Annotated in this window: 22 protein-coding genes and 1 tRNA gene; 15 read left to right on the top strand and 8 right to left on the bottom strand. The window is 37.2% G+C overall.

The window, feature by feature from the left end:
- Window positions 1–582: monofunctional biosynthetic peptidoglycan transglycosylase (mtgA, locus tag ABDH28_01280; protein MEN2997663.1), on the top strand; the 582-nt coding region annotated here is incomplete at its 5' end.
- Between the two features lie 12 nt (window positions 583–594).
- Entirely contained in the window at window positions 595–1,692 is a 1,098-nt protein-coding gene (gene ychF / locus ABDH28_01275) for a redox-regulated ATPase YchF (GenBank protein MEN2997662.1), read from the top strand.
- A 24-nt stretch (window positions 1,693–1,716) separates the two neighbouring features.
- Here the strand turns inward: ychF and ABDH28_01270 are convergent, their stop codons facing one another.
- Window positions 1,717–2,166 carry a hypothetical protein gene (locus ABDH28_01270; protein MEN2997661.1) on the bottom strand — a complete coding sequence of 150 codons (450 nt, stop codon included), beginning with the start codon at window positions 2,164–2,166 and terminating at the stop codon, window positions 1,717–1,719.
- Window positions 2,167–2,267: 101 nt separating this feature from the next.
- Complete coding sequence (locus ABDH28_01265) at window positions 2,268–3,872, bottom strand: 1,4-alpha-glucan branching protein domain-containing protein (protein ID MEN2997660.1); 1,605 nt, start codon at window positions 3,870–3,872, stop codon at window positions 2,268–2,270.
- A gap of 221 nt (window positions 3,873–4,093) precedes the next feature.
- On the opposite strand from ABDH28_01265, the gene ABDH28_01260 reads away from it, so the two are divergent.
- From ABDH28_01260 to def, 3 genes are all read left to right on the top strand, one after another.
- Window positions 4,094–5,236, top strand: coding sequence for a glycosyltransferase (locus tag ABDH28_01260; protein MEN2997659.1), 1,143 nt, complete (start codon window positions 4,094–4,096; stop codon window positions 5,234–5,236).
- A 199-nt stretch (window positions 5,237–5,435) separates the two neighbouring features.
- A complete protein-coding gene (locus ABDH28_01255; GenBank protein MEN2997658.1) occupies window positions 5,436–5,981 on the top strand; it encodes an ACT domain-containing protein in 546 nt (181 codons plus the stop codon).
- Between the two features lie 2 nt (window positions 5,982–5,983).
- Window positions 5,984–6,493, top strand: a complete 510-nt coding sequence (gene def / locus ABDH28_01250; protein ID MEN2997657.1) for a peptide deformylase — start codon at window positions 5,984–5,986, stop codon at window positions 6,491–6,493.
- A 1-nt stretch (window position 6,494) separates the two neighbouring features.
- Here the strand turns inward: def and ABDH28_01245 are convergent, their stop codons facing one another.
- Window positions 6,495–7,691, bottom strand: coding sequence for a class I SAM-dependent rRNA methyltransferase (locus ABDH28_01245; GenBank protein MEN2997656.1), 1,197 nt, complete (start codon window positions 7,689–7,691; stop codon window positions 6,495–6,497).
- A gap of 230 nt (window positions 7,692–7,921) precedes the next feature.
- Between ABDH28_01245 and proC the strand changes: the two genes are divergently transcribed.
- Together proC and ABDH28_01235 are read left to right on the top strand one after the other, a co-directional pair.
- Complete coding sequence (proC, locus tag ABDH28_01240; protein ID MEN2997655.1) at window positions 7,922–8,791, top strand: pyrroline-5-carboxylate reductase; 870 nt, start codon at window positions 7,922–7,924, stop codon at window positions 8,789–8,791.
- On the top strand, window positions 8,788–9,258 hold the full coding sequence (locus tag ABDH28_01235; protein MEN2997654.1) for a DciA family protein: 471 nt from the start codon (window positions 8,788–8,790) through the stop codon (window positions 9,256–9,258). The genes proC and ABDH28_01235 overlap by 4 nt, the downstream gene beginning before the upstream one ends.
- Here the strand turns inward: ABDH28_01235 and topA are convergent.
- Complete coding sequence (gene topA, locus ABDH28_01230) at window positions 9,255–10,943, bottom strand: type I DNA topoisomerase (protein MEN2997653.1); 1,689 nt, start codon at window positions 10,941–10,943, stop codon at window positions 9,255–9,257. The two genes, ABDH28_01235 and topA, sit on opposite strands and share 4 nt — an antisense overlap.
- A gap of 360 nt (window positions 10,944–11,303) precedes the next feature.
- Between topA and ABDH28_01225 the strand changes: the two genes are divergently transcribed.
- Window positions 11,304–12,257: a biotin--[acetyl-CoA-carboxylase] ligase gene (locus ABDH28_01225; GenBank protein MEN2997652.1), complete on the top strand. Its 954-nt coding sequence runs from the start codon at window positions 11,304–11,306 to the stop codon at window positions 12,255–12,257.
- A 73-nt stretch (window positions 12,258–12,330) separates the two neighbouring features.
- Here the strand turns inward: ABDH28_01225 and bamA are convergent, their stop codons facing one another.
- Window positions 12,331–14,751 carry an outer membrane protein assembly factor BamA gene (bamA, locus tag ABDH28_01220; GenBank protein ID MEN2997651.1) on the bottom strand — a complete coding sequence of 807 codons (2,421 nt, stop codon included), beginning with the start codon at window positions 14,749–14,751 and terminating at the stop codon, window positions 12,331–12,333.
- 120 nt (window positions 14,752–14,871) lie between these two features.
- Here bamA and ABDH28_01215 point away from each other — a divergent pair, with 120 nt between their 5' ends.
- On the top strand, window positions 14,872–15,375 hold the full coding sequence (locus ABDH28_01215; GenBank protein MEN2997650.1) for a CvpA family protein: 504 nt from the start codon (window positions 14,872–14,874) through the stop codon (window positions 15,373–15,375).
- Between the two features lie 44 nt (window positions 15,376–15,419).
- Here the strand turns inward: ABDH28_01215 and ABDH28_01210 are convergent, their stop codons facing one another.
- Window positions 15,420–16,295 (bottom strand): flagellin, encoded by an 876-nt coding sequence (locus ABDH28_01210; GenBank protein ID MEN2997649.1) that lies wholly within the window; start codon window positions 16,293–16,295, stop codon window positions 15,420–15,422.
- Window positions 16,296–16,452: 157 nt separating this feature from the next.
- Between ABDH28_01210 and ABDH28_01205 the strand changes: the two genes are divergently transcribed.
- Together ABDH28_01205 and ABDH28_01200 are read left to right on the top strand one after the other, a co-directional pair.
- Window positions 16,453–16,692 (top strand): hypothetical protein, encoded by a 240-nt coding sequence (locus ABDH28_01205; protein ID MEN2997648.1) that lies wholly within the window; start codon window positions 16,453–16,455, stop codon window positions 16,690–16,692.
- Window positions 16,689–17,756, top strand: a complete 1,068-nt coding sequence (locus ABDH28_01200; protein MEN2997647.1) for a UDP-N-acetylglucosamine--N-acetylmuramyl-(pentapeptide) pyrophosphoryl-undecaprenol N-acetylglucosamine transferase — start codon at window positions 16,689–16,691, stop codon at window positions 17,754–17,756. Before ABDH28_01205 ends, ABDH28_01200 begins: the two co-directional genes overlap by 4 nt.
- A gap of 7 nt (window positions 17,757–17,763) precedes the next feature.
- Here the strand turns inward: ABDH28_01200 and hisB are convergent, their stop codons facing one another.
- Window positions 17,764–18,345, bottom strand: coding sequence for an imidazoleglycerol-phosphate dehydratase HisB (gene hisB, locus ABDH28_01195; GenBank protein MEN2997646.1), 582 nt, complete (start codon window positions 18,343–18,345; stop codon window positions 17,764–17,766).
- Entirely contained in the window at window positions 18,345–19,331 is a 987-nt protein-coding gene (locus ABDH28_01190) for a hypothetical protein (GenBank protein MEN2997645.1), read from the bottom strand. Before ABDH28_01190 ends, hisB begins: the two co-directional genes overlap by 1 nt.
- Window positions 19,332–19,461: 130 nt before the next feature.
- On the opposite strand from ABDH28_01190, the gene leuD reads away from it, so the two are divergent.
- From leuD to murD, 4 genes are all read left to right on the top strand, one after another.
- On the top strand, window positions 19,462–19,983 hold the full coding sequence (leuD, locus tag ABDH28_01185; protein ID MEN2997644.1) for a 3-isopropylmalate dehydratase small subunit: 522 nt from the start codon (window positions 19,462–19,464) through the stop codon (window positions 19,981–19,983).
- Window positions 19,974–20,046 (top strand) — tRNA-Val (locus ABDH28_01180). The genes leuD and ABDH28_01180 overlap by 10 nt, the downstream gene beginning before the upstream one ends.
- 24 nt (window positions 20,047–20,070) lie before the next feature.
- On the top strand, window positions 20,071–21,033 hold the full coding sequence (locus tag ABDH28_01175) for an ABC transporter permease (protein ID MEN2997643.1): 963 nt from the start codon (window positions 20,071–20,073) through the stop codon (window positions 21,031–21,033).
- 15 nt (window positions 21,034–21,048) lie between these two features.
- Window positions 21,049–22,428 (top strand): UDP-N-acetylmuramoyl-L-alanine--D-glutamate ligase, encoded by a 1,380-nt coding sequence (gene murD, locus ABDH28_01170; GenBank protein ID MEN2997642.1) that lies wholly within the window; start codon window positions 21,049–21,051, stop codon window positions 22,426–22,428.
- Window positions 22,429–22,583 lie beyond the last annotated feature (155 nt).

Below are 22,583 nucleotides of genomic sequence, written 5' to 3'. Positions count from 1 at the left end.
GTATATCTGAAATTTAACAACCCTAAGACAACCCCTCTTATGGAAGCTAGGAAAAGAGAACTTGGAATAAAGGAGGTAAAACATTCTTTTATTCCTCTAAACCGTATCCCCAGCAAAATTGTTAGAATGTTAGTAATAGCAGAAGACTGCAATTTCTACAGACATACAGGAATAGACATTGAAAGCATCACAATGGCCTTGCAGAAAAACCTAAAGATTGGTAACATAAGATACTACGGAGGTAGCACAATCTCTCAGCAAGTTGCTAGAACAATGCTACTACTACCAGAAAAAAGCTTCATCAGAAAATATCTTGAACTAATCATCACAATTGAAATGGAATTAATCCTAGGCAAAAATAGAATCATAGAACTTTATCTCAACTACGCAGAATGGGGAAGAGGAATATTCGGCATAAACTCAGCAAGCAAATACTTTTTCAAAAAAGATATCTCCTCACTATCTATTGAAGAAACTGCTAGACTTATAGCAATCCTACCCAACCCCAAGATATACTCCCCCTTCTCAGAATCCAAACTAGTCCAAACCCGTGTTGAACTGATAATGAAATACCTGCAATAACAGAGGTAGAAAATGGGATTCAGTTGTGGTATAGTAGGACTTCCTAACGTTGGAAAATCTACTCTCTTCAATGCCCTAACAAAAGCTAACGCTCAGGTATCAAACTATCCTTTCTGCACTATAGAACCCAATGTCGGCATTGTTGAAATACGAGACGAACGGCTTGATACCCTAGCAAAACTGTCAAACTCCCAAAAAAAAACCTACACAACAATAAAATTCATTGACATTGCAGGACTTGTCAAAAACGCAAGTAAAGGAGAAGGACTTGGTAACCAATTCTTATCAAACATAAGAGATGTAGACGCAATAGTACACCTAATCAGACTGTTCAATTCACCCGAGGTCCCGCATATAGGAGATATTGACCCCATAAGAGATCTTGAAATAATAAACACAGAACTCATCCTAAAGGATCTAGAATTTATTGAAAAAGCCAAAGAAAAACTAATAAAGCTTGCAAAATCCGGTGACAAAGAAGCGCACAAAGAACTAGAAATCTTGGAAAAACTACACAGCGAACTACTTAACGGAAAAATGGCCATCAGTATCCTATCAGAGGAAGAAAAAGAAACTATTGAAAAATATCAGCTCCTTACGGCGAAACCAATGCTAATTGTTGCTAATATTGATGAGAAACTTATAGGCAAAGAAGAGTCTGACATAAATTTTACCAAACTTGCGGAATACGTAAACAAAAACCTAAATACCAAGGTCCTACCCATATCTGCAAAACTTGAAGATGAAATAGCAGAACTCCCAGAGGAAGAAGGAAAAGCATTCCTGAAGGAACTAGGAGTTGAACTTAGCGGACTTCAAATACTCGCAACAGAAGGCTACAAAATTCTTAACCTAATAACCTTCTTCACCATCAAAGGTATTGAGAGCAGAGCATGGACCGTAAAGAAAGGAACAAATATACTAAAAGCAGCTGGCAAAATACACTCAGATATGGAAAAAGGCTTTATAAAAGCTGAAGTCATCCACTATGACGAGCTTGTCAAAATAGGCTCTTGGACCAAAGCCAAAGAAGAAGGTAAAATAAGAGTAGAAGGAAAAGACTACATAGTCAAGGACGGTGATGTGATACTTATAAGATTTAATGTCTAACTAGCTTAGACACTCCATTGACTATTACTCAACAATTTCACCCTTAGGGCTCTTCTCCCTCTCCTGGTGTTTCACCAAAGGAACTTTTATCTTCTCAAGTGCTTCAACAAGATTACCAACCTTCACAACTATGTCAATCACTATCTTTACCGAATCACCGGAATCATCCAAAGATATAACCTTATACGACTCAATAAAATCCACTATCCTCTTTGATGGAAATATCTCCTTGAGTATCTTCTCAGAGTTATCCTTTAGATCCTTAGGCGAAACATTCTTCTTAAGAAACTCAATTATCGCATTCTGATAAGCATCATCCCTAGCTTCCTTAAGATCCTTCCCCTTACCAATTACCCTGTAAACCTCAAAATACTTTCTCTCATCCTTCTTCTGAGCCTTCACTTCATCAGAAAACACTTCATCAACCACAAATAGCAAAAATAACAGCCCTAAAACAGGGACAAACCTTACCATACTTACCCTCCACTCAGATATAGTAATAGTATAATACTTCGTCCTGAAGCTTTCAAAAGTTAATCTAAACTGTGTCCAAAAGAAGATCCCAAGAAGTCAACTCACTTATCAGCGTAATACCTAAAATCTATTTCTGGGAAGATGTTATCTAGGTATTCAATGTATTTAAGCCATTCAACATCAATATGTCCAGATTGAACCATATCATATAACCTGAAAAGCCTGTTTACATGATCTCTTGTTCTCTTGACCGCATATTCAACAGTAGTCCCGGTTCTCATAATAAAAGCCCAGTCTGACGACTGTGCAAGCAATAGCTCTCTTGCCATTTGATTTAAAGCCCTCTCTATTAACTTATCATTTGTATTTTTAAACTTATTTGCCAATTCTATCATCTTCTCATCCGCTTTATGTAGGTGTCTATATATCCAGTCATTTGGTCCTGAAAGCCAAAACTCGTTATATCCCTTGTATCCCCAACTACACATAGGAGGAGTTGCAACTTGATTTCTAGGATACTTTTGTAGATACTCCATAGGTAAAATCATCTCAACCTGTGTTTCCCAGTTTCTTGATTCCCAGCATTTTTTGGCAACAGCATATATAAACTGAGGTCCTTCAAACCACCAGTGTCCGAAAAGCTCAGCATCATACATTGACACAACAAGGGGTTCTCTATCCATCATTCCCGAAAGGTATTCTATCTGCCTCTGCCTGTTAAATATAAAGTTACCTGCGTGTTCCCATACCCTTTCCATAGCCTTGTGATAGTTGTAAGGTTCTTTCCTATCAAGTGACACATCATGCCCTGTGATCCTATAATACTTTATACCTGTCATAATCCTTATACCGCTTTCGTGAATATAAGGCCTTATGTAATCATAATCGGCATCATAGCCAAGGTCTCTGTAAAACTCCCTATACCAAGGATCACCTGGATATCCTTCCTTCGCACTCCAAACAGACTTTGAAGTCTCAACATCTCTGCCAAAGAAAGCTACTCCATTTCTCGTATACATTGGTGCAAAAACTCCATACTTAGGCCTTTTATCAGCATAAAGAACCCCATGAGTATCAACAAAGAAAAACCTTATCCCTATCTCTCTCAAGATTTCCTCAAGCCCTGGATAATAAGCACACTCTGCATTCCAAATACCCCTAGGAGACTTACCAAAAACTCTCTCATAGTCTCTCTTCGCTACCAAGTATTGGGCCCTAACTGCATTCGGATACATCTCCATCAGCGGAGCATAACCATGTGTAGCACTACACGTTATTATCTCCAACTTACCCAGATCCTGAAACATCTTAAACCCATTTAAAAGATTCCTGTTATACTTATAGAACACATTCAGACAATCTGTAAAATGTCTTAAATACATCTTTGCAGTTTCATGAAACTCGGGCAACCACCTAGTTCTATTAACCTCCTTCTCAGAAAGCTCTACTAACTTCTGAATATGCTTCTCATACCTATCTTGAAGCAAAGGATCACCCAACATATTTGCAAGAGGCGGAGTTATAGACATAGTTATCCTAAAATCAACACCTTCATTAAGAAGTTGCTCAAACACCTGTAAAAGAGGAATATAAGTTTCTGACATCGCCTCATACAACCACCTCTCCTCCATTGAATCAGTATACTCAGGGTGCCTAACATACGGTACATGAGCATGCAGAACCAACATCCAATACCCCTTAGCCATCTTAACCTCCCATTTTCACTATTATCCTAAACAAAAGCCTAAAGACTTTCAACAGTTTTTTGCTTAAAAGCCTGATCTTTAGGACAATAGCTACTTTAGTACAACCACTAGAAATCATAATTCCACCACAGAGAATAATTAAACTCTCCACCAACCCCCAGCAAAATCTTGTTAGCATGAGTTATTTTACATTAGAATTCCACACAGAGCAATAGGAAGTTATGGACGGAAAAATAAAAGTCTTATTCGTATGGCACGGAGCTGTAGAAAAAAGCTATAGACAACTTTTCTACGAAATGTCAAAACATGGACTTGAAATGACAGTAATAACAGCAAAACGATGGTATGAAAGCTCAAAATGGCAAAACTTTGAACCAATAGATCTTGACAAATACTACAAAATCTATCCATTAAAAACTATATTCACAAACCATATTAGGGCATTCTTCTACCTAAACCTTTTCAAAATCGCCTGGCTAATTTTCAAACATAAACCAGATGCATTATACCTTAAACAAGAACCATATTCAACATCAAGCTTCACAATATCTCTCATTACAAAGATATTAAGCCCAAAAACCAAAATTCTCATAGAAAGCGATGAGAATATTTTCAAAAACCATCCAATACCATTCAATTTCTTTGAAAAGTTCAGCCTCAAACTGGCTAATACATTAGTAGTAGTATCAACAGATTCCACAGATATGTATAGAAAGAAAGGCTTTAATAAAGAAATATATAAAACTTACTACTTCATACCTGAACTAAAAACTGATGCTGAACCTATGAACATTATGAGCAAAGCCAAAATCAAAATAGGTTTTGCTGGTAGAATATCCAAACCAAAGGGAATTGATACAATTATACTTGCAATGGACGAACTGAAAAAAAGGGATATCAATGATACCGAGCTTTTTGTGGTAGGATACCCTGAAGATAAAAACTACCACGAATACCTACTCAAGCTCGCCGAGGAAAAAGGAGTAAAGGTAACATACCTCGGAAGCCTTAGTCTAGATAAGATGTTTTCCTTCTACAAGGCCATAGATGTCCTAGTCTTACCTTCCAGAACCGTATCGTGGTGGAAAGAACAATTCGGAAGAGTTTTAGTGGAAGCAATGTCTTGCGGAACACCCTGTGTAGGATCATCTTCAGGAGAAATACCCAGAGTCATAAATAACCCTGACTTAATATTCCAAGAAGACAATTACATTGAGTTAGCAAACATCCTTGAGAAATTTTATACCGGAGAATACTCAAAAGAAAAAATGTCAGAAAGTCTGATACAGTATTCAAAAAACTTCACCTTAGAAGAAGTATCTAGGCATAAAGCAGAAATTATCAAAAAAGTAGTAACACAATAAACTACGTAAGATAGGTTGATTCAAAGTAAACACCTTATCTCTACCTACCCACCACAAGTAGAAGTAAAGGAAGAATAATACAAAAAATAACTATGGAAAGATAGTACTTGCAGAGAATGACTAAATCTCTAGCTAAATTCAAGCTTTTTAATAAAGCTAATTTTATTTCTACAGAAGCCATTACTCATAATAGTTTGCTATGAAAAAGCTTGCACTAACATGTATAGGTAAAGATAAACCGGGAATAGTAGCAAAGGTCTCCGAAGTTCTGTTTAAAGCAGGATGCAGTATTGAAGGCTCAAGAATGTCACTACTACAAGGAGAATTTACTATCATACTGATATTCACACTCTTTGAGGAAAAAAACTACCACTTCCTGAAAAGAGAACTTAAAAGAGTTGAATACGAGATGGATATAGAGATAATTATCAGAGAAATTGATCCCGAGGAATATATTGAAGTGCAAAAAGTCCCTAAAAAAACCTTCGTAATCAATGTATATGGTGCAGACAAGCCAGGAATTGTATTCAACGTCACCAACCTTCTCTTCATCAACAACATAAACATAATTGATCTATTCACAGATGTTATAGAGTCTGAGGGGAAAAAGCTATATATTATGTCCATAACTGTTGACGGTAGTAATATTTCATCAATAGAATTTCTCAAAGAGAGGATTGAAAAAATCTGCAAAGACATGGGACTTGAAGTTAGTGTTGAAGAGATAGAGGAAGTGGAGATGTAGTCATGATTCTGAATGTGCTAAAGATCCCCGATCCTAGACTTAAGGAGATTGCCAGCGAAGTATCACCAGAGGAGCAAAACGAAGAAGAACTACAAAAGTTCATAGATGATCTTATAGAAACTATGTACAACTGTCCCGGAGGAATCGGAATCTCTTCACCCCAAGTAGGAGTGCCAAAAAGAATAATAGTTGTAGATGCAAGAAACAATAAAAAAACAACACTAACACATGGACTCATTGTTCTAATAAATCCAAAAATAACTTACTCAGAAGGGAAAGTGATAGTTAGAGAGGGATGTATAAGCATACCAGACTATACTGGGAATGTTGAAAGGTCCGCAAAAATAGTTGTCAGAGGACTGGACAGACAGTTTAGAGAAACCGAGATAGAAACCGAAGGCATGGAGGCAGTAGTGATACAACACGAGATAGATCACCTAGATGGCATTCTCTTCATTGATAGAATAAAAAATCTCCACACAGACCTATTCAGAAGGAAAAAATACCTGTAGCCTAAAACTTGGGTAGCTTTGAAACGATAAACCCCCTAAGGTATAAAGTCTCAGGCATCTGTAGTATCCAAGGATGATCTGGAGACTGCAACAGTTCTCTCTCTATTCTCAATCTTACCCCAAGTTCCATCCCAGCTATTCTTATAGCAGCAACAAAGTGCTCTTTCAACAAATTGTAGGAACATGTAAAAACTATAAGCTTGCCTTCAGGTTTTAGAAGTGAAAGAGAAGACTTTATTAAGCTTATAAACGCAGGCAATCTCTTTCTAGACTCCGATAAGCTCTTTACAAAAGTAGGTGGATCAAGAATGATCAAATCAAACCTATCATCAACCTCTTTTACTTTCTCAAAAGCATCCCCAACTACAACACTAACATTCTCTTTCACATCATTCATCAAAGAGTTCTCCCTTATAAGATCCGAGTAATATTCATTTTTTTCAATACACACAACCTTAGCCCCTTTCTTGGCACAGTATATTCCAAATCCCCCAACATAACTAAATACATCCAAAACCTTCATTCCATAAGAACACAAACCAGCAACAATCTCTCTATTAACACTCTGATCTAGGAAAAAACCAGTCTTCTGTCCCTTAAAAGGATCAAAAACAAACTGCAACCCATTCTCCCTAATTCTAATAAGTTCGGGAATTCTCCCCTTAACAGGAACATTCCTTGACTGCAATTTCTCTTCCTCTTCCCTTGCCTCACCATAGCTTCTCTCGTAAATATTCTCAACCTCAATAAACTTCACTATGCTATCCACTACCACATCCCTTAAACTCTCAAAAAGCCTGTTTCTCAGCTGTATCCCAACAAATTCCTCATACTTGTCAATTATCAGTCCCGGAAGAAAATCAGACTCAGAATAAACAACCCGGAAGTTTTCGCTATCAATCACCCCCGAAAAACCAAGCTTCCTACGCATCTCAAAAGAAAATAAAATCCTCTTCTTCACCTCAATATCAACATTCACGTTTCTGTCATACGAAAACACCTTAACAGGTTTAGAAACATCAGGAGAATAAAAACCTTTGCAAATAAAATCCCCATCCTCCGTTAACACCGAAACCCATCCTTCTCTATTACCACTAAACGAAAGCTTCTTTATGTCATCTTTGTATACCCAAAGATAAAAATTCCTCACCCTTTTCTCAGCCTTTTTCTTTAAAAAAACCTCACCAATAGTCTGCATAAAAAATATTATCTATTTCAAAAAATACTATTTTCTAGTTAAAACGAAAATTCAGTAAATTTCAATCCTATCATCCACCCTCTCCTAACTTCTTAAACTTCTTGTCTCCAAAATAACATTTCAAAGGTTTAAAACTTCCACCAACTTATGGTCTGGCAATCAAAAACTTCTCTAACTTGCCGGCAGTATTCCTCCGCTAATATACTTTCTATCCAGACAGAATACACCATATGGAAAAGCTAAACAAAAACTTGGGCTTCATAGGCTTTGGTAATATGGGCAGTGCCCTAGCTAAAGGATTACTCTATGCAAAAGATAGCATCATTCCAAACGAAAACTTCTACGTCTACGACAAAGATGAGAATAAGATGAAAGAGGCAAGAAATGCCGGACTGAAAACTCTTGATAGTGTTACCTCTCTGTTCAACACCTGCAACATAATATTCCTATGTGTTAAGCCCAAAGACTTAACCAACTCACTCAGAGAAGTAAAACACATGATCAACGAGGCAATAGACAAAAGAAATGAAGCCTATCTCTCACTTATCAAAGATAAAGTACTAATATCTATTCTTGCAGGCATTAGGGTTGAGAAGATAGAAGAAGCAATAGGTGGTCAAGTGCAAATAGTCAGAGTAATGCCAAACACTCCTACTTTGGTTGGAGAAGGAGCATTTGGAATATTCTTCAGCGAGAAAGTAGAAGAAAAGAATAGGGGAATCGTTTTAAAACTTTTTGAACAGCTCGGTAAGGGAGTGGTTGTTGAAAATGAGGATCTTATTGACGTAGTAACAGGACTTTCTGGAAGTGGTCCTGCATATATATTTATGGTCATACAAGCTCTTGCGGATGGAGGAGTGAGAATGGGACTTAGCAGAAATGACGCTTTATTACTTTCCGCACAAACTGTGCTAGGAAGTGCAAAGATGGTTTTGGAAAACTTCAGCAAACTACACCCTGAGGCTTTAAAAGATATGGTAATGTCCCCCGGTGGCACAACTGCCGAAGGCATAAAGGCCCTTGAAGAAAATAGGCTCAGGTTTGCCTTCATCAAGGCAGTTGAAGAAGCAACAAAAAAATCTAGAGAACTATCAAAATGATCTCATCCATCGTAAAAAAACTACTCTCAAGATACATACCTCCAAGTATGTCAATAATGTACTCCATTCTCTCCAACTGGAAAAATATAGCAGGAGATTTTCTCTTCAAGCATGCGGTCCCCTATAAGTTTTTTGTGAAAAAATCAGAGCTTTACATAGCTTGCGATGACCCCATCATAGCCAACGAGATCTACTTCAGCCAAAACGAACTAAAAAGAAGAATAAAAGAGGAAACCAAACTAACAGTGAAAACGATAAAAACAGTGTATGACATAAATAAATTCACTAAATTCAGTTCCCTTCTTGGAAACGAAAAAAAAGAGAAAGAAACTACTCCCAGCATTACTACCGAAAAAAAGAGAAAGATAGAAAAACTCACTAGCAAGGTAAAAGATACCGAACTAAAAGAAGCTCTAAAAACCTTCTTTGAGACACTCTCTATTGTAGAAAAGTATAGAAAGCTCTAGATTGATATTTTTGCTTTGTTAAGCAACTCAACGAAAATTCTTTTCCAATCTTTCACCTCCCCACTCTCAACTTTATCAAGCATTGACTCCATATAAGATGTTAGTCCTAGATCCACAACAGACGGATAATTTTTCTTTAGAAATTCATATACCGCAAACCCCAATTCAGTAGGAACAAGAGATTTACCCTTTTTTTCAACATACTTTCTAGCTATCAACGTTGAGACAATGGTAGCATAAGTTGAAGGTCTACCAATCCCTTCATCTTCAAGCTTTTTTATAAGGGTAGCCTCTGTATACCTCGGTGGTGGTTGAGTCACCTTTCTACCATAAACTAGCCTAGCAGGCACTAGTTTTTCTCCTTCCTTTAATGAAGGTAAAAATACTTCCTCAGGAATACTGTGAGGATAGAAGTTGAGAAACTGCCTGTCAACAACTATCTTTGAAACTCCATAGAAACTATATCTACCGTCGCTAACTAAAACCTCAGCTGTTTCCACAACAGCATCTTTCATCTGACTTGCCAGAAATCTCTTCCATATAAGTTCATACAACCTAAAATGTCCATCAGGTATCTTACCTTTTAAAGAAACTGGAACCCTGTACACATCCGTAGGCCTTATACATTCATGAGCACCTTGTTCATCATCCCTACCCTCATAAACCCTAGGTAAGGGTGGCAAATACTCTTCTCCCAATCTTTCCCTTATAAACTCTCTAACCCTCTTTAGAGCATACTCCGAAATTCTCACAGAATCAGTCCTAATGTAGGTTATCAACCCTACGAATTCTCCGTCTATCTCAATCCCCTCGTATAACTCTTGGGCAATCTTCATAGTTTTTGACGGAGTGAAACCTAGTTTAGCTGAAGCTTCCTGTTGTAAAGTGCTAGTTTTAAACGGAGGTAAAGGCTTTATACTGTCTCTAAACTTTTTTGAAAAAACAACCCTAACATCCGAGAGGTTAACATTATCTTTTATCTCACTTAGCTTCTCTTCGTTTATTCTATTATCAGGACCAAATTTCACTTCCTTGTCTCCCAACCTTTCACTAACCAACTTCAAAAAGAAAGTTTTTCCATCTCTCTCACTCTCAAGCATAACGTCATAGTAAGCTAGAGGTGTAAAATTTCTTATCTCCAACTCTCTCTCACAAACCAACCTAAGAGCTGGTGATTGAACCCTACCAGCAGAAAACGACTTTCCTTTGAACATCCCCCTAAAGTGCCTAAACAGAATTGGTGATATTACATACCCAACAACTCTATCCAACATTCTCCTAGTCTTCTGAGCATTAACAAGGTTATGATCTATATCTCTTGGCGATTGCAAAGCGTTCAATATCCCTTCCTTAGTCACTTCAGTAAACTCAATCCTCTTAGTTTTACCAACATACTTTGACACAATCTCTTTCACATGAAGTGAGATTATCTCACCTTCTCTGTCCTTGTCCGAAGCAAGTATAACCTCCTCAGACTTCTTCGCAAGCTCAACAATCCTCTTCACAATCTTTCTCTTTCCGGGTAAAAAAACATATCTCGGCTCAAGCCTTACGAAATCAATCCCCATCTCCTTCCGTGGTAAATCTCTTATATGCCCCATCGTCGCAATAACTACAAAATCCCTCCCAAGGTATGACTTAATAGTCCTTGCCTTAGCGGGAGACTCAACTATAAATAATTTCATCTCAACCCCAACAAAAACTACCAAACACCAAAATAATTGACACCTTTACAGAGAATCTTCAGTCCTCTAGACAATTATTTTCTCTAAACTCACTTTTTTCCTTCAAGTTCACTTTGGGTAGTCTAATAAATCCAAAATTTGATGATCAAGTATGGTTTTCATTTTGTTTCCATCGTAGTCCCTATCTGAACTAGGTGCAGTTTTTTCCTATTTCTCTCGTAACCCTAGTTAGGACTGGTTAAAATTGTTCTCTTAATGAAAGCCGAAAGTTAAATGTAAAGTGACACTCGGAAATTAGAATCTATTGAACTTGGAGTTTTCAACTAGAAAAAAGTATGTACTCGTGAATATACTTAAGCTATGAAGAAGAATAAAAAAGACGAACTACTGTCAGTGCTACTTAATGGAGGTATAATCTCAGGAGAAAATATAGCCAAAACAATAGGCATAAGCAGAGTAATGGTCAACAGATACATAAAGGACCTACAAAAGGAAGGTTTTGAAATAGAAACCTACAAAGGAATAGGATACAGAATTGCAACAATTCCTGATGTAATGTATCCATCCTTGATCAAATCCAGAGGTGGTCCGATATCTGAATATGAAATTTTAGTTTTTGATTCACTACCCTCAACTAATGATTACTGTCTCAAAAACTCAGACACAATTAGAAACAAAACTGTTGTAATAGCAAGGGAACAAACAAAAGGTAGAGGTAGGCTTGGTAGAAGTTGGTATTCCGAAAAAGATAAAGACATCACAATGAGTATAGTTCTAAAACCTATGGTATCAACTGATACAATCATTAGATACTCTATCTCAATTTCTCTATCTGTAGTTGACACACTAAGAGAGTTTGATATAGAAGAGATCTTCATAAAATGGCCTAACGACATCTACTACAACGATAAAAAACTTTGTGGAATACTCATTGAAAGCACAATTCAATGTGACACAGGCTTAGTTGAACTTCTAGTTCTAGGAATTGGACTGAATGTAAATAGTTGTACAAGCAGGACCATTCCTACAGCAACTTCTGTTTACGAAATATTAGGTTTTGAAGTAAAGAGAGCTACAATAATAAACAAGATAATCTCTAACTTTGAAGAAAATCTATCTCTAAATTACGATACTTTGTTCAAGAAATGGAAGGGAAATATGGGACTTATTGGCAAAAACATAATTATTAAGTCTGGTGACGAGGAAATAAAATGCAAGTTTATAGATGTATCTAAATCAGGAGAAATAATTGTTGAGGAAAACAACAAAATCAGGAAATTCAGTTTCGGTGAAGTTAGTCTAAGTATTGACTAACCTTTCGTTAATCTTCTAGAAAAATCGAAAACTGGTTTTCTTATTCTAACCATAGTGTAAAAAGTAGAGATCTCTAGAACAGTCCTTGTATAGCAAAAACGAATTGCCAGTTTTCAAAAAACTTATCACTTAAGTAGAGCTTAGGAATACTATTTTCAAACACTATCTGGCGAGCGAGATAGATTCTTATAGGAAATCCTGGAATATTTATCATAGCTCCTAGTCCAAAGCTACCATAGTATCTATCCAAGAATGTGGTATATAGTTGCGGGTCGGAAAACATAGAACCTAGGTCAGTAAACATTACTCCCCAAAGCTCATTTCCGTAGATAGGAGCCCTAAGTTCTGAGGAATAGAAAGATTTTACTCTACCTCTTATACCTCTTCCTCCCCACCCTCTAAGCTCGTAATACCCATCAAACCAAAAAAGATCAAGAGTTTCATACTCCAACCTACCACTCAATTGTGGTAATATAATCCCATGCGATGTATACAAAACCCAAACAAGCTTATACTCATCAGTTATAGGTATTGATTGGTAGAACGAAAAGTTAGCACTTAGTTTTAAAAATTCAAAAAACCCACCGATCAAGTGCCCAACATAATCAAAATACACTCCTCCACTGACTCCTTTAGTAGAAGCTAAAGGAGCATCTCTGCTATCAAATGTAAAATTTAAGCTTAGGGAACTCTTTAACTTACCTCTGTAAATCTCCCACCAATTACTAACATATGTAAGTGTTAACTCTTTAACAACACTTTCATCGTAAGCATTATCAAAAGTCTTATCGTGAGTTATCGTGGAGTATACTGAATATCCAGCACCTAGACTATAATAACTACCTATTCTTCTACTCACATTTAGTCCCAATCCCAATTTTGTCTGCCAGTAACTTCCGTTAGTCCTTTCTGAAGTTCCATCTCTATCATCATCAACTAAAATATTCTGCACCAACGTATTGTAAAAATATATTGAAGTTGAAAAGGAGAACAAAGAACCAAAAAGATAAGGCTCAGTAAATGATAGATTCACCCCCTGCTGATTCTGTCCTACTTCTATCTTTCCTTGGATCTTCTTACCAGTTCCAAAAAGGTTAATATGTGAGATACTTCCACTGACAGTAAACCCGCTAACCGAACCATATCCAGCACTAAGTGAAACAATTCCCGTTCTACCCTCTTTTACCCTAAAAATCAGATCCATTACTCCTTCTGCCTCACCTTCCCTAACCTCCCACTCAACTTTTTCAAAATACTGCGTCATGTTAAGTCTTTCTATGCTTCTCTGTAGCTTGTTTACAGTAAAAATCTCCCCTTCCCTGATCTCAAGCTCCCTCTCAATAACATAGGTCCTTGTGTAAGTATTTCCAACCACAACTATGTTCCCAATATGTCCTATATCACCCTCATAAATGTTAACCTCAATATTCACAACCTTCGTCTCCTCATCTTTCTCAATCTTTTTATCAACCTTAGCAAATACATATCCCCTATCCCAATACATCCTACTAACCTTGTACATCCACTTATCAAACTGATCTTGAGCAAACACATCACCCTTAAGGAAAGGAAATTTTTGCATAATATCATCCTTAGTAAAGGCTCTAGTCTCCCCAACTATAGAAATCTTTCCAAAGTAGTATCTACTACCCTCAGAAACCTCCAAAAGTATATAAACATGCTTCTCAGTAAGGTTGGTTTGATTCTCGTAGAAATTACTTACCGTGATATTTGTAGAAATAACCTTAGCGTCAATAAACCCCCTTGAACTATAGAAATACTTTATCTTCTCAACATCCTTTGAAAATTTATCAGGATCAAAATATCCTCTAGTTATAGGTAATCCGAGAAATCTTACCTCTTCTTTAGTGTCAATAACTGCCTTAATATCACCTTCACTTATATTTGAGACACCCAATAGTTTTATACTCTTCACTATGCTTCTAGGTCCCTCCAATACTTCAAACGTCAAGGTAAGTTTTCCATTCTCATCTCTAGAGAAATAATGTTTTATCTCAACATCTAGCAGTCCTTCTTCCTTATACTTATGCTTCATTGCCAATATGCTACCGTAGATCTTTCCTTGACTTATGTGATCCCCCTTTCGTATAGTGATAAGCTCCTTAAGGTCATCAGGTTGAACACTTTTACTACCAACAATCTTGACTTCATCTACAATATCTGCTTCCTTACCAACTATGTAAATGTCAACAAGTTTTTTACTCTCATCAACTATGTTATACTCAACTCTAAAGTCATAAAGAATACTCAATCTATATATACTTTTTGTTGACTCAACAAGTTTATTAAAATCAATTTCTTCCCCCTCCCTTATAGTAATAACCTCCCTTATAAGGCTCTCACACTGCCTTGATAACTTTTCAAAAACAATTTTTCTTATCCTATATCCGTCAATATCACGCCAATCTGCAAAAATACAAGACAGCTTTACTACAAAGACAATAGCGAAAATAAAAAACACGAATCTTCTCATCACTACCTCCGAGATAGGAGTATATTTTAAACTAAGCCTGAAGAGTATTGAAAGTTAGAAGTTGAGGTTAGTTTGCAGAATTTGAAAAGAAAACAACAAATTTGAGATAATATTCAAAATATGAATATACTTGATGTAATAACAATCTCAGTTGTTCTACTAGGACTAATCTGGGGTGCAAGGAAGGGTTTTATCGGAGTAATAATACTCGTGATAGGAATAATTGTCACAATAGTTGTAGTTGATGCTTTTGGTGTACCATTATCATCATTTTTCACCAAGATTGGAGTGGATGAAAATTTATCTTATGGTGTGGCTGTTCTTTCAATTCTTGTTGTGTGTTTTGTCGTGTTTTTTACAATCCACCTACTTTTAAAAAACCTTGTTGACATGTTTAGAATCGGTTGGATAAATAGAATTCTTGGGGCAATCTTGGGCGGATGGGTTTTGTTTGTATTTTTGGGATCACTCTTATTCTTTTTCTCCAAAATACCTCTTATAAACTTCAAGAAATACATTAACTCTTCTGCGATAGCAAAATATTCCCACCTTCACGCTAAGGACATAATGTCTCTCTCAGGCTCTGAAGAGAGGATTGAGAAGTTTATTGAAGGAGAAGAATAATAGGGTGCTGAGATAGAAAAAGAGGAGGGGCAAAGCCCCTAAATCTATCCTCTCAGTAATGCTAATATAGCTTGCGGTCTAGCATTTGCTTGTGCAAGCATTGAAATACTAGCATTAAGCAATATCAGGTTTTTGGTAAAGTCACTCATCTCATTTGCCATATCTGTATCTCTAATTCTTGACTCTGCTGCTTGCATGTTCTCATACCCGGTGAGTAAAGACTTTGCAGCATACATCAATCTATTTTGATATGCTCCAAGGTCAGCTCTTTGCTTATTGACCTTAGAGAGTGCCCTATCAATTAAGCCTATTGCAGAGTTAGCCTTATCTGGCGTAGACAAAGAGATAAACGACGCGGTCAGAGGATTACCCACAGGATTCTTCAGTCCAAGTCCTTGAGAGTTCATCGTTCCAATGTAAATCTGGATTCTCTGATCCATATTAGCTCCAATATGTAGCCACATACTTCCAGTTATAGTGTTTTCACCTGTAAACTTTGCAAATCTACCTGTAAGCAAGTTCACACCATTAAACTGAGCATGAGAAGCAATTCTATCAATTTCAGCTATAAGCGCAGATACTTCAACTTGGATGTAAAGCCTATCTTCATCTGTATAAATACCGTTTGAAGCCTGAACCGCTAGCTCCCTTAGCCTTTGTAAAACATTGGTTGTTTGTTCAAGATATCCTTCTGCAACTTGAATGAAAGAAATACCATCTTCAGCATTCATCTCAGCTCTTCTTAGCCCTCTGATCTGAGACCTCATCTTCTCAGAAACCGCAAGTCCTGCTGCGTCATCCCCGGCTTTATTGATCTTCATCCCCGAGGATAGCTTCTCAACGTTAGCATCAACATCCCAACCTTTGGTCTTAACCATTCGGTTGGCAAAAATTGAACTGATATTATGATTGATTATCATACACATCCTCCTTGATGTTTTTTACTAGGCATCCTTGCCTAGCTTTCAGTAAGATTTTCGTTAATTTCAGAAAATTCTTTAGCTTTTTAAACCAATAAGGAACAAAATTTGAATTGGTAATAATCTACCTTACATAATTACAAATTAGGAGGAACTTATGGACGCCGTAACCTCGGAAATTATGGATAGGCTAAGAAGTATTGTTAACGAAACTCAGATTCTTGAAGTTCAAATCCAAAAGCTAAAAGATATCGTTGTAACCTCAGAGCACGAACTACTGAAGGTGAAGGAAGGAGTCTTAGAAGGGTTTCATTACCTAAACGCGAAAGTTAACAATCTTGAAAAAATGGTCCTAGAACTAAACACTAAAGTTGACAAACTATTGGAAGGAAAATGAAGTTTTTGGTTGTTGCAGGTGGAACGGGAGGACATATCTCCCCCGGCATCGCAATCTACAAAAAACTAAAAGAAAGCTACAAGGAGGTTTTATTCGTAACTAACCCCCACGGGCTTAAGTTTCCAATCGTCAAAGAAAACGTGGAAAGCAATGACCTGTTTATCCTTCCAATATCTAGAAGTTTCTCCAAAAACTTAATAGGAAACTTAACTACCCTCAAAGAATTTATAATCTCAATATTCTCATCTCTTAAGCTGATTTTTTCCTTTAACCCTGATAGAGTAATACTCACCGGAGGATATGTATCGGGACCAATAGGAATAGTTTCCACCATTTTTGGTAAAAAAGTCATCCTTCTTGAACAAAACTCTGTGATGGGACTCACCAACAAGATACTTTCGCTCTTCGCAAAAAAGGTTATCCTAAGTTTTCCCCTCAAAGGCCAAAAAGACTACCCTAGCAAATATGAAAGAATAGGAAATCCCATAAGATACTCAGAAACAGATATCCTAATAAAGGAATATGCTAAAAATACCTATGGATTTTCAGAAGAGGATAAAGTTTTAGGAATAATTTTAGGTAGCCAGGGGGCTAAAAAAGTAAATGAATTTATCTTAGAACATATTAAAGAGTTGGCAGAAAGATACAAGATACTCTGGATTACAGGACAAGATCATTACGAAATGGTCTACAGAAGATGCATGGAAGAGAAAAACATCAAAGTTTTTCCTTTCATAAACGAAATCAATGTCTTTATGAGTGCAGTAGATGTTGCTATATCAAGGGCAGGAGCAAGCACACTATCAGAACTATCTTTTTTCGGTGTGCCTACGGTAATTATACCCTTCCCATTTGCCTCAAAAAACCACCAATACTTCAACGCATTATTCTTCGAAACCCACGGAGCAGGAATAATAATCGAAGAACCAGATCTAACTATTGAAAAACTTCTATCAGCCCTAGATACAATCTTTAGAAACATAGAAATATTTAGATCAAATGCGAAAAAAATATCACCTAGTAACGCCACTCAAAAGGTAATCCAGAAAGTTTTGGATCTTTAGGACCTACCTAGAGAACATTTTTAGTTGAAGGTATAGAGTCCGAAACTACAGATATTGAAGCTTTTAGAGCAGTTGCAAAGGATTTGAACACAGATTCTGCGATATGATGTTTATTGCTACCTCTGACTAAGTCAATATGAATAGTAATTCTAGCTTCCCTCACAAACGCAGAGAAAAACACCTCCAGCAGTTCCATATCAAAATCTCTTATCCTACCCTTCAAAATCCTTTTATCAAAATATAAGTAACTTCTCCCACTTATATCTATAGATACTTGGGTCAAGGCTTCATCCAACGGAACTGAAGAGAAAGCAAACCTAGCTATTCCTCTTTTATCCCCCACTGCCTCACTAAAGCACTTACCAAGCACAATCCCAACATCCTCAACAAGGTGATGGAAATCTACATAAATATCACCAACACATTTCACAATTTCCACATCAATTGAAGAATGCTTAGCAAGCAAAGACAGAAGATGATCAAAAAAACCTACTCCTGTAGTTCCAGAAAATTTCCCACTACCATCAAGATTCACATAAATCTCTATAGAAGTCTCTGCAGTTTCCCTAAGAAATCTTGCATTTCTCATTAGAAAAACCCTAACATCATCAGAATAAGGGCAACAAGGATCAGGCCCCCAGCTGCTATGCCAACGAAAATCAGAATATTAGTAATACTATCACCCTTTTGCAAACTTTCCTCACTCAACACCTGATCTGATCTTGGACCTTTCAATATCTCTCCCTCATACTTCTTTATTTTCACGTTATCTTCTTCTATGGATTTACCGTAAATTCCAGGCCCTATGCTTGTCAATATAACATAACTCTTACCAACAACCTTTATCTGTTCAATCACAGAAGGAATAGGTTTTTCTTCATTAGTTTGAGTGTTAATAGCCCCAAGTAGCTCCTTAAAATATTGTCCCCGTTGGGTCTTCTCCGTTATCCTAGTCAAAACCTTATCTCCAGGTTTTAACTCATATATCGGAACTCCTGTTATAGGAGATAAAACTAGTGATGACTCAAGAACTATCGAGTTTGGAGGTAAGCTAAATTCATCAGTATCCTGCTTTACTGTCTGTTGAGCCTGCTGAGACTTCTTCTCCGACTCCTTCCTCATCCTTCTCAAGTTTATCTCATCAACTTCATCCTGACTCACAGTCTCCAGTTCCACATCAACAGAAACATTTCTATCACCTGTAGGCCTCTGTAATACAGCTTGCAAAAACTCTGCTACCTTAGGAGTAGCACCTCTAGAAATAAAATATACTATCTCCTCTATCCTATCCTTGGACTTGAGTTCGTAATCCACCGCCTTTTGTATATCGTTGGTAATACTTATAGAGTATTCCCCCCTCCACTTAACGTTTATAATTCTCTCCTCAAAGTCATACCAAGGCATCTGAGGATTGTTTTCATAAATAGAACTAAAGTGAGAAGAAGCTACTTGTATCTTCTCCAAACTCTTTGAGAGTAGATTAAAGGAAACAAACACCAGTCCAAAAGTGTTTGTCCCAACAGCCTTAAATCTACCCTTTATAACTCCATACGCAGGAACACCAGACTCTGGCATTTTCCCACTCCAACCTTAAAGATTTTCGGAATAATTCCCTCACATCTAAATTGTAAAACACAAACACCTAAAATGAAAATTTAGCAAACTTGAGTAAATTCAAGAGCATCATACAGAATTAATCATAAATATGATCATAAAGGGCAAGGTCTGGAAATACGGCGATGATATAGACACTGACAAGATAATCCCTGCAAGGTATTTGAACACAACAGATCCAAAAGAACTAGCAAAACACTGTCTTGAGGACGAAGATCCAACGTTTGCAAGTAAAGTCCAAAAAGGAGACATTCTCGTTGCAGGGAAAAACTTTGGCTCAGGTTCCTCAAGAGAGCATGCAGTCATATCAATAAAATCCGCTGGAGTAAGTGCAGTTGTCGCTAAATCGTTTGCAAGGATATTCTTCAGAAACTCAATAAACAGAGCACTACCCATTGTTGAGGCACCCGAAGCTGTTGACAACACAGACACTGGAGACATAATTGAAATTGACCTAGAAAAAGGTATTGTGAGAAACATTACCAAAGACAAAGAGTTCAAGATAAAACCTTTCCCAAAAATACTCTTTGAGATATTTAGACACGGCGGTTTGATGAACTACGCCAAGGCAAGAATAGAAAAAGCAAAAGTTAGTAAAACAACGGGCGGTTAGCTCAGTGGTTAGAGCGCTTGCCTTACAAGCAAGAGGTCAGAGGTTCAAATCCTCTACCGCCCAAATACTTAAGGTTCTATCCACAAAATGACTTACCTAGAGTTTGTCAAAAACCGCTTCTTCTCAAATAAGCTAGGTATCATTGGGCTTTCTATCGTTTTTCTCCTTCTCTTTACCGTCATATTCTCACCGTTTGTCGCCAACAATAAACCCATATTCTGCATACTTGACGGGAGAGTATTCTTTCCAGTGCTTCTACCCTCCAAATACGCCGAAGAGGTAGATTGGTCAAAAAGTAGTTTCAAAATAATGCCACCTATTCCACACAACCCATACACAATAAACCTTGAAAAAAAACTCCTACCACCCTCTAAAGAACATCTTCTCGGAACTGATGACCTAGGAAGAGATGTTCTCGCAAGAATAATATACGGGACTCAAGTCTCAATATCCGTAGGAATCGTAGCAATGGGAACAGCATTCATCATAGGCACTACCCTAGGACTTCTAGCAGGATACTTCAAAGGAATAGTTGACGCTATCATCATGAGGGTAATAGAGGTTTTCATGACCTTTCCAACTCTCTTTCTTATCCTCACTATCTTAGCCTTCCTACCCCCCAACATCTATAACATAATGTTCGTAATAGGACTCACTGGCTGGACAGGAGTAGCTAGGCTTGTAAGAGGAGAAACCCTAAGAGTCTCAAATATGGACTTTGTTAAAATCTCTAAAATAACAGGAACAAGTAATATATACATACTGACAAGACACCTCCTACCCAACGCTATAAATCCCGCTATTGTCTCCTTAGTCTTTGGTATAGCAGGAGCAGTTCTTGTTGAATCATCCTTAAGCTTCCTAGGACTCGGAGTCCAACCTCCTACCCCAAGCTGGGGTAATATTCTCCTCCTCGGAAACCAATATATAAGTTATGCATGGTGGCTGGCAGTCTTCCCAGGTATCGCTATATTCATAACCGTGGTTGGACTAAACCTACTAGGAGAAGCCTTAAGGGATGCTATGGACCCAAGAGTGCATATTGAATAAACAAGGAGTAGAAATATGATACTAGGTAAAAAGAACTTCTTAGTATTAGGATTCACTCATAGAACAGGCTTTCATACTGCCAAGTTCCTAGCCGAAAAGGGTTGCAACGTTTTAATCTCCGACAAAGTCAGAGACCCCGAAAAAGAAGAACTTCTATCCAAGGTCAAAGAAAAAGCAAAAGGAGAAGTCATTGACCTACTAGGCACAGAGGATGCAGAGCTTGATAATGTAGAGATGATTATCTCAAGCCCAGGTGTGCCTCTGACTAATCCAATTATAGCTAAAGCTTTGGAAAAAGACATTGAAGTCATAGGAGATATTGAACTTTTTTACAGGCTAAAACCCAATATCAGATACATCGCTATAACAGGAACGGACGGTAAAACAACAACAACCAATATAACACACAAAGTCCTAAGTTCCTACCTCCCTAAAACATTCATTGGCGGTAATGTAGGCATACCAATATTCTCACTCTTTGAAGAGGATATTGAAACTCTCGTTCTAGAGATAAGTAGTTTTCAAATAGATACCACAAGAGAGTTCACCCCAAAAATAGGAGCTATAACTAACATTGCAAAAGATCACCTTGATAGATACCCCTCGTTTGAAGATTACATTGCGTCAAAGTTTTCCTTGTTCAAGAACTCTGAGGAGAAAGAAATAAGCGTTCTAAACAAATCCCTTCTGAACTTACCGCAAGTAAATAACCTAAGGTGCAGAAAAATCTTTTTCTCGGCCTATGAAGGTAGAAACGGAAAACTAAGTAGCAAAGAGGTATACCTCAGAGACGGCTATATATGGTTTGAAGAAGAAAAAGTTATCAATACAACTAGAGTTAAACTGATAGGCAAACACAATATTGAGAATATCATGATAGCAGTTGCAATAGGAATGGAAATGGAACTACCCAAAGAGATAATTGAGGAAAGCATTTACTCTTTTGAACCATTACCACACAGGATGGAATTTGTTACAGAAATAGATGGAGCAAAATACATAAACGACTCTAAGTCCACAACTATAAACGCAATGGTTAGTGCAATAAGAAGTCTAGATAACCCAATAGTCCTGATCGTAGGAGGACTTGACAAGGGAATGGACTTTGACGAAGCTGTTCCCATAATAAAGAAAAAAGTTAAGTATGTTATCGCAATCGGAAGCACTAGAGAACTTATAGTTGAAAAACTCAAAACCCAAGGATACAACAAATTCTACAAAGCAGAAAATCTAGAAGACGCAGTAACAAAAGCAAGAGAAATTGCTGATAAAGGAGATATCGTCCTATTCTCACCAGCTTATGCAAGCTTTGACATGTTCAAAAACTATGAACACAGAGGTGAATGTTTTAAAAGCATAGTCAGAAAGTTAGCAATAAATTCCAATTTTCATTAGGAGAGTAAACAAGATTCTAAAATTTTTGCTCACTTCTATTTATCCCCTTTGGTTCTAGGCAGTGTTCTTCGGTAACAAAACCTCATTTCATACTAGGCTAGGTGCTTGCCAAAAGAGAAGTTCATCAGTCCCGCCAGGGACTGCGAGGAAAATAA

The organism is Brevinematia bacterium, from assembly GCA_039630355.1.
In the GTDB taxonomy this organism is placed as follows: Bacteria; Spirochaetota; Brevinematia; order DTOW01; family DTOW01; genus SKYB106.
The sequence above is the reverse complement of the archived record's forward strand: the minus strand, read 5'-3'. Positions and strand labels throughout refer to the sequence as shown.

Bases quoted from the DNA above. Each gene is read 5' to 3' on its own strand.
- bamA (MEN2997651.1), bottom strand. From the start codon at position 14,751: ATGAGAAGATTCGTGTTTTTTATTTTCGCTATTGTCTTTGTAGTAAAG.
- leuD (MEN2997644.1), top strand. From the start codon at position 19,462: ATGATCATAAAGGGCAAGGTCTGGAAATACGGCGATGATATAGACACT.
- ABDH28_01190 (MEN2997645.1), bottom strand. From the start codon at position 19,331: ATGCCAGAGTCTGGTGTTCCTGCGTATGGAGTTATAAAGGGTAGATTT.
- ABDH28_01265 (MEN2997660.1), bottom strand. From the start codon at position 3,872: ATGGCTAAGGGGTATTGGATGTTGGTTCTGCATGCTCATGTACCGTAT.
- def (MEN2997657.1), top strand. From the start codon at position 5,984: ATGATTCTGAATGTGCTAAAGATCCCCGATCCTAGACTTAAGGAGATT.
- ABDH28_01225 (MEN2997652.1), top strand. From the start codon at position 11,304: ATGAAGAAGAATAAAAAAGACGAACTACTGTCAGTGCTACTTAATGGA.
- ABDH28_01255 (MEN2997658.1), top strand. From the start codon at position 5,436: ATGAAAAAGCTTGCACTAACATGTATAGGTAAAGATAAACCGGGAATA.
- proC (MEN2997655.1), top strand. From the start codon at position 7,922: ATGGAAAAGCTAAACAAAAACTTGGGCTTCATAGGCTTTGGTAATATG.
- topA (MEN2997653.1), bottom strand. From the start codon at position 10,943: ATGAAATTATTTATAGTTGAGTCTCCCGCTAAGGCAAGGACTATTAAG.
- ABDH28_01210 (MEN2997649.1), bottom strand. From the start codon at position 16,295: ATGATAATCAATCATAATATCAGTTCAATTTTTGCCAACCGAATGGTT.
- ABDH28_01175 (MEN2997643.1), top strand. From the start codon at position 20,071: ATGACTTACCTAGAGTTTGTCAAAAACCGCTTCTTCTCAAATAAGCTA.
- murD (MEN2997642.1), top strand. From the start codon at position 21,049: ATGATACTAGGTAAAAAGAACTTCTTAGTATTAGGATTCACTCATAGA.
- ABDH28_01270 (MEN2997661.1), bottom strand. From the start codon at position 2,166: ATGGTAAGGTTTGTCCCTGTTTTAGGGCTGTTATTTTTGCTATTTGTG.
- ABDH28_01205 (MEN2997648.1), top strand. From the start codon at position 16,453: ATGGACGCCGTAACCTCGGAAATTATGGATAGGCTAAGAAGTATTGTT.
- ychF (MEN2997662.1), top strand. From the start codon at position 595: ATGGGATTCAGTTGTGGTATAGTAGGACTTCCTAACGTTGGAAAATCT.
- ABDH28_01200 (MEN2997647.1), top strand. From the start codon at position 16,689: ATGAAGTTTTTGGTTGTTGCAGGTGGAACGGGAGGACATATCTCCCCC.
- ABDH28_01215 (MEN2997650.1), top strand. From the start codon at position 14,872: ATGAATATACTTGATGTAATAACAATCTCAGTTGTTCTACTAGGACTA.
- ABDH28_01235 (MEN2997654.1), top strand. From the start codon at position 8,788: ATGATCTCATCCATCGTAAAAAAACTACTCTCAAGATACATACCTCCA.
- hisB (MEN2997646.1), bottom strand. From the start codon at position 18,345: ATGAGAAATGCAAGATTTCTTAGGGAAACTGCAGAGACTTCTATAGAG.
- ABDH28_01260 (MEN2997659.1), top strand. From the start codon at position 4,094: ATGGACGGAAAAATAAAAGTCTTATTCGTATGGCACGGAGCTGTAGAA.
- ABDH28_01245 (MEN2997656.1), bottom strand. From the start codon at position 7,691: ATGCAGACTATTGGTGAGGTTTTTTTAAAGAAAAAGGCTGAGAAAAGG.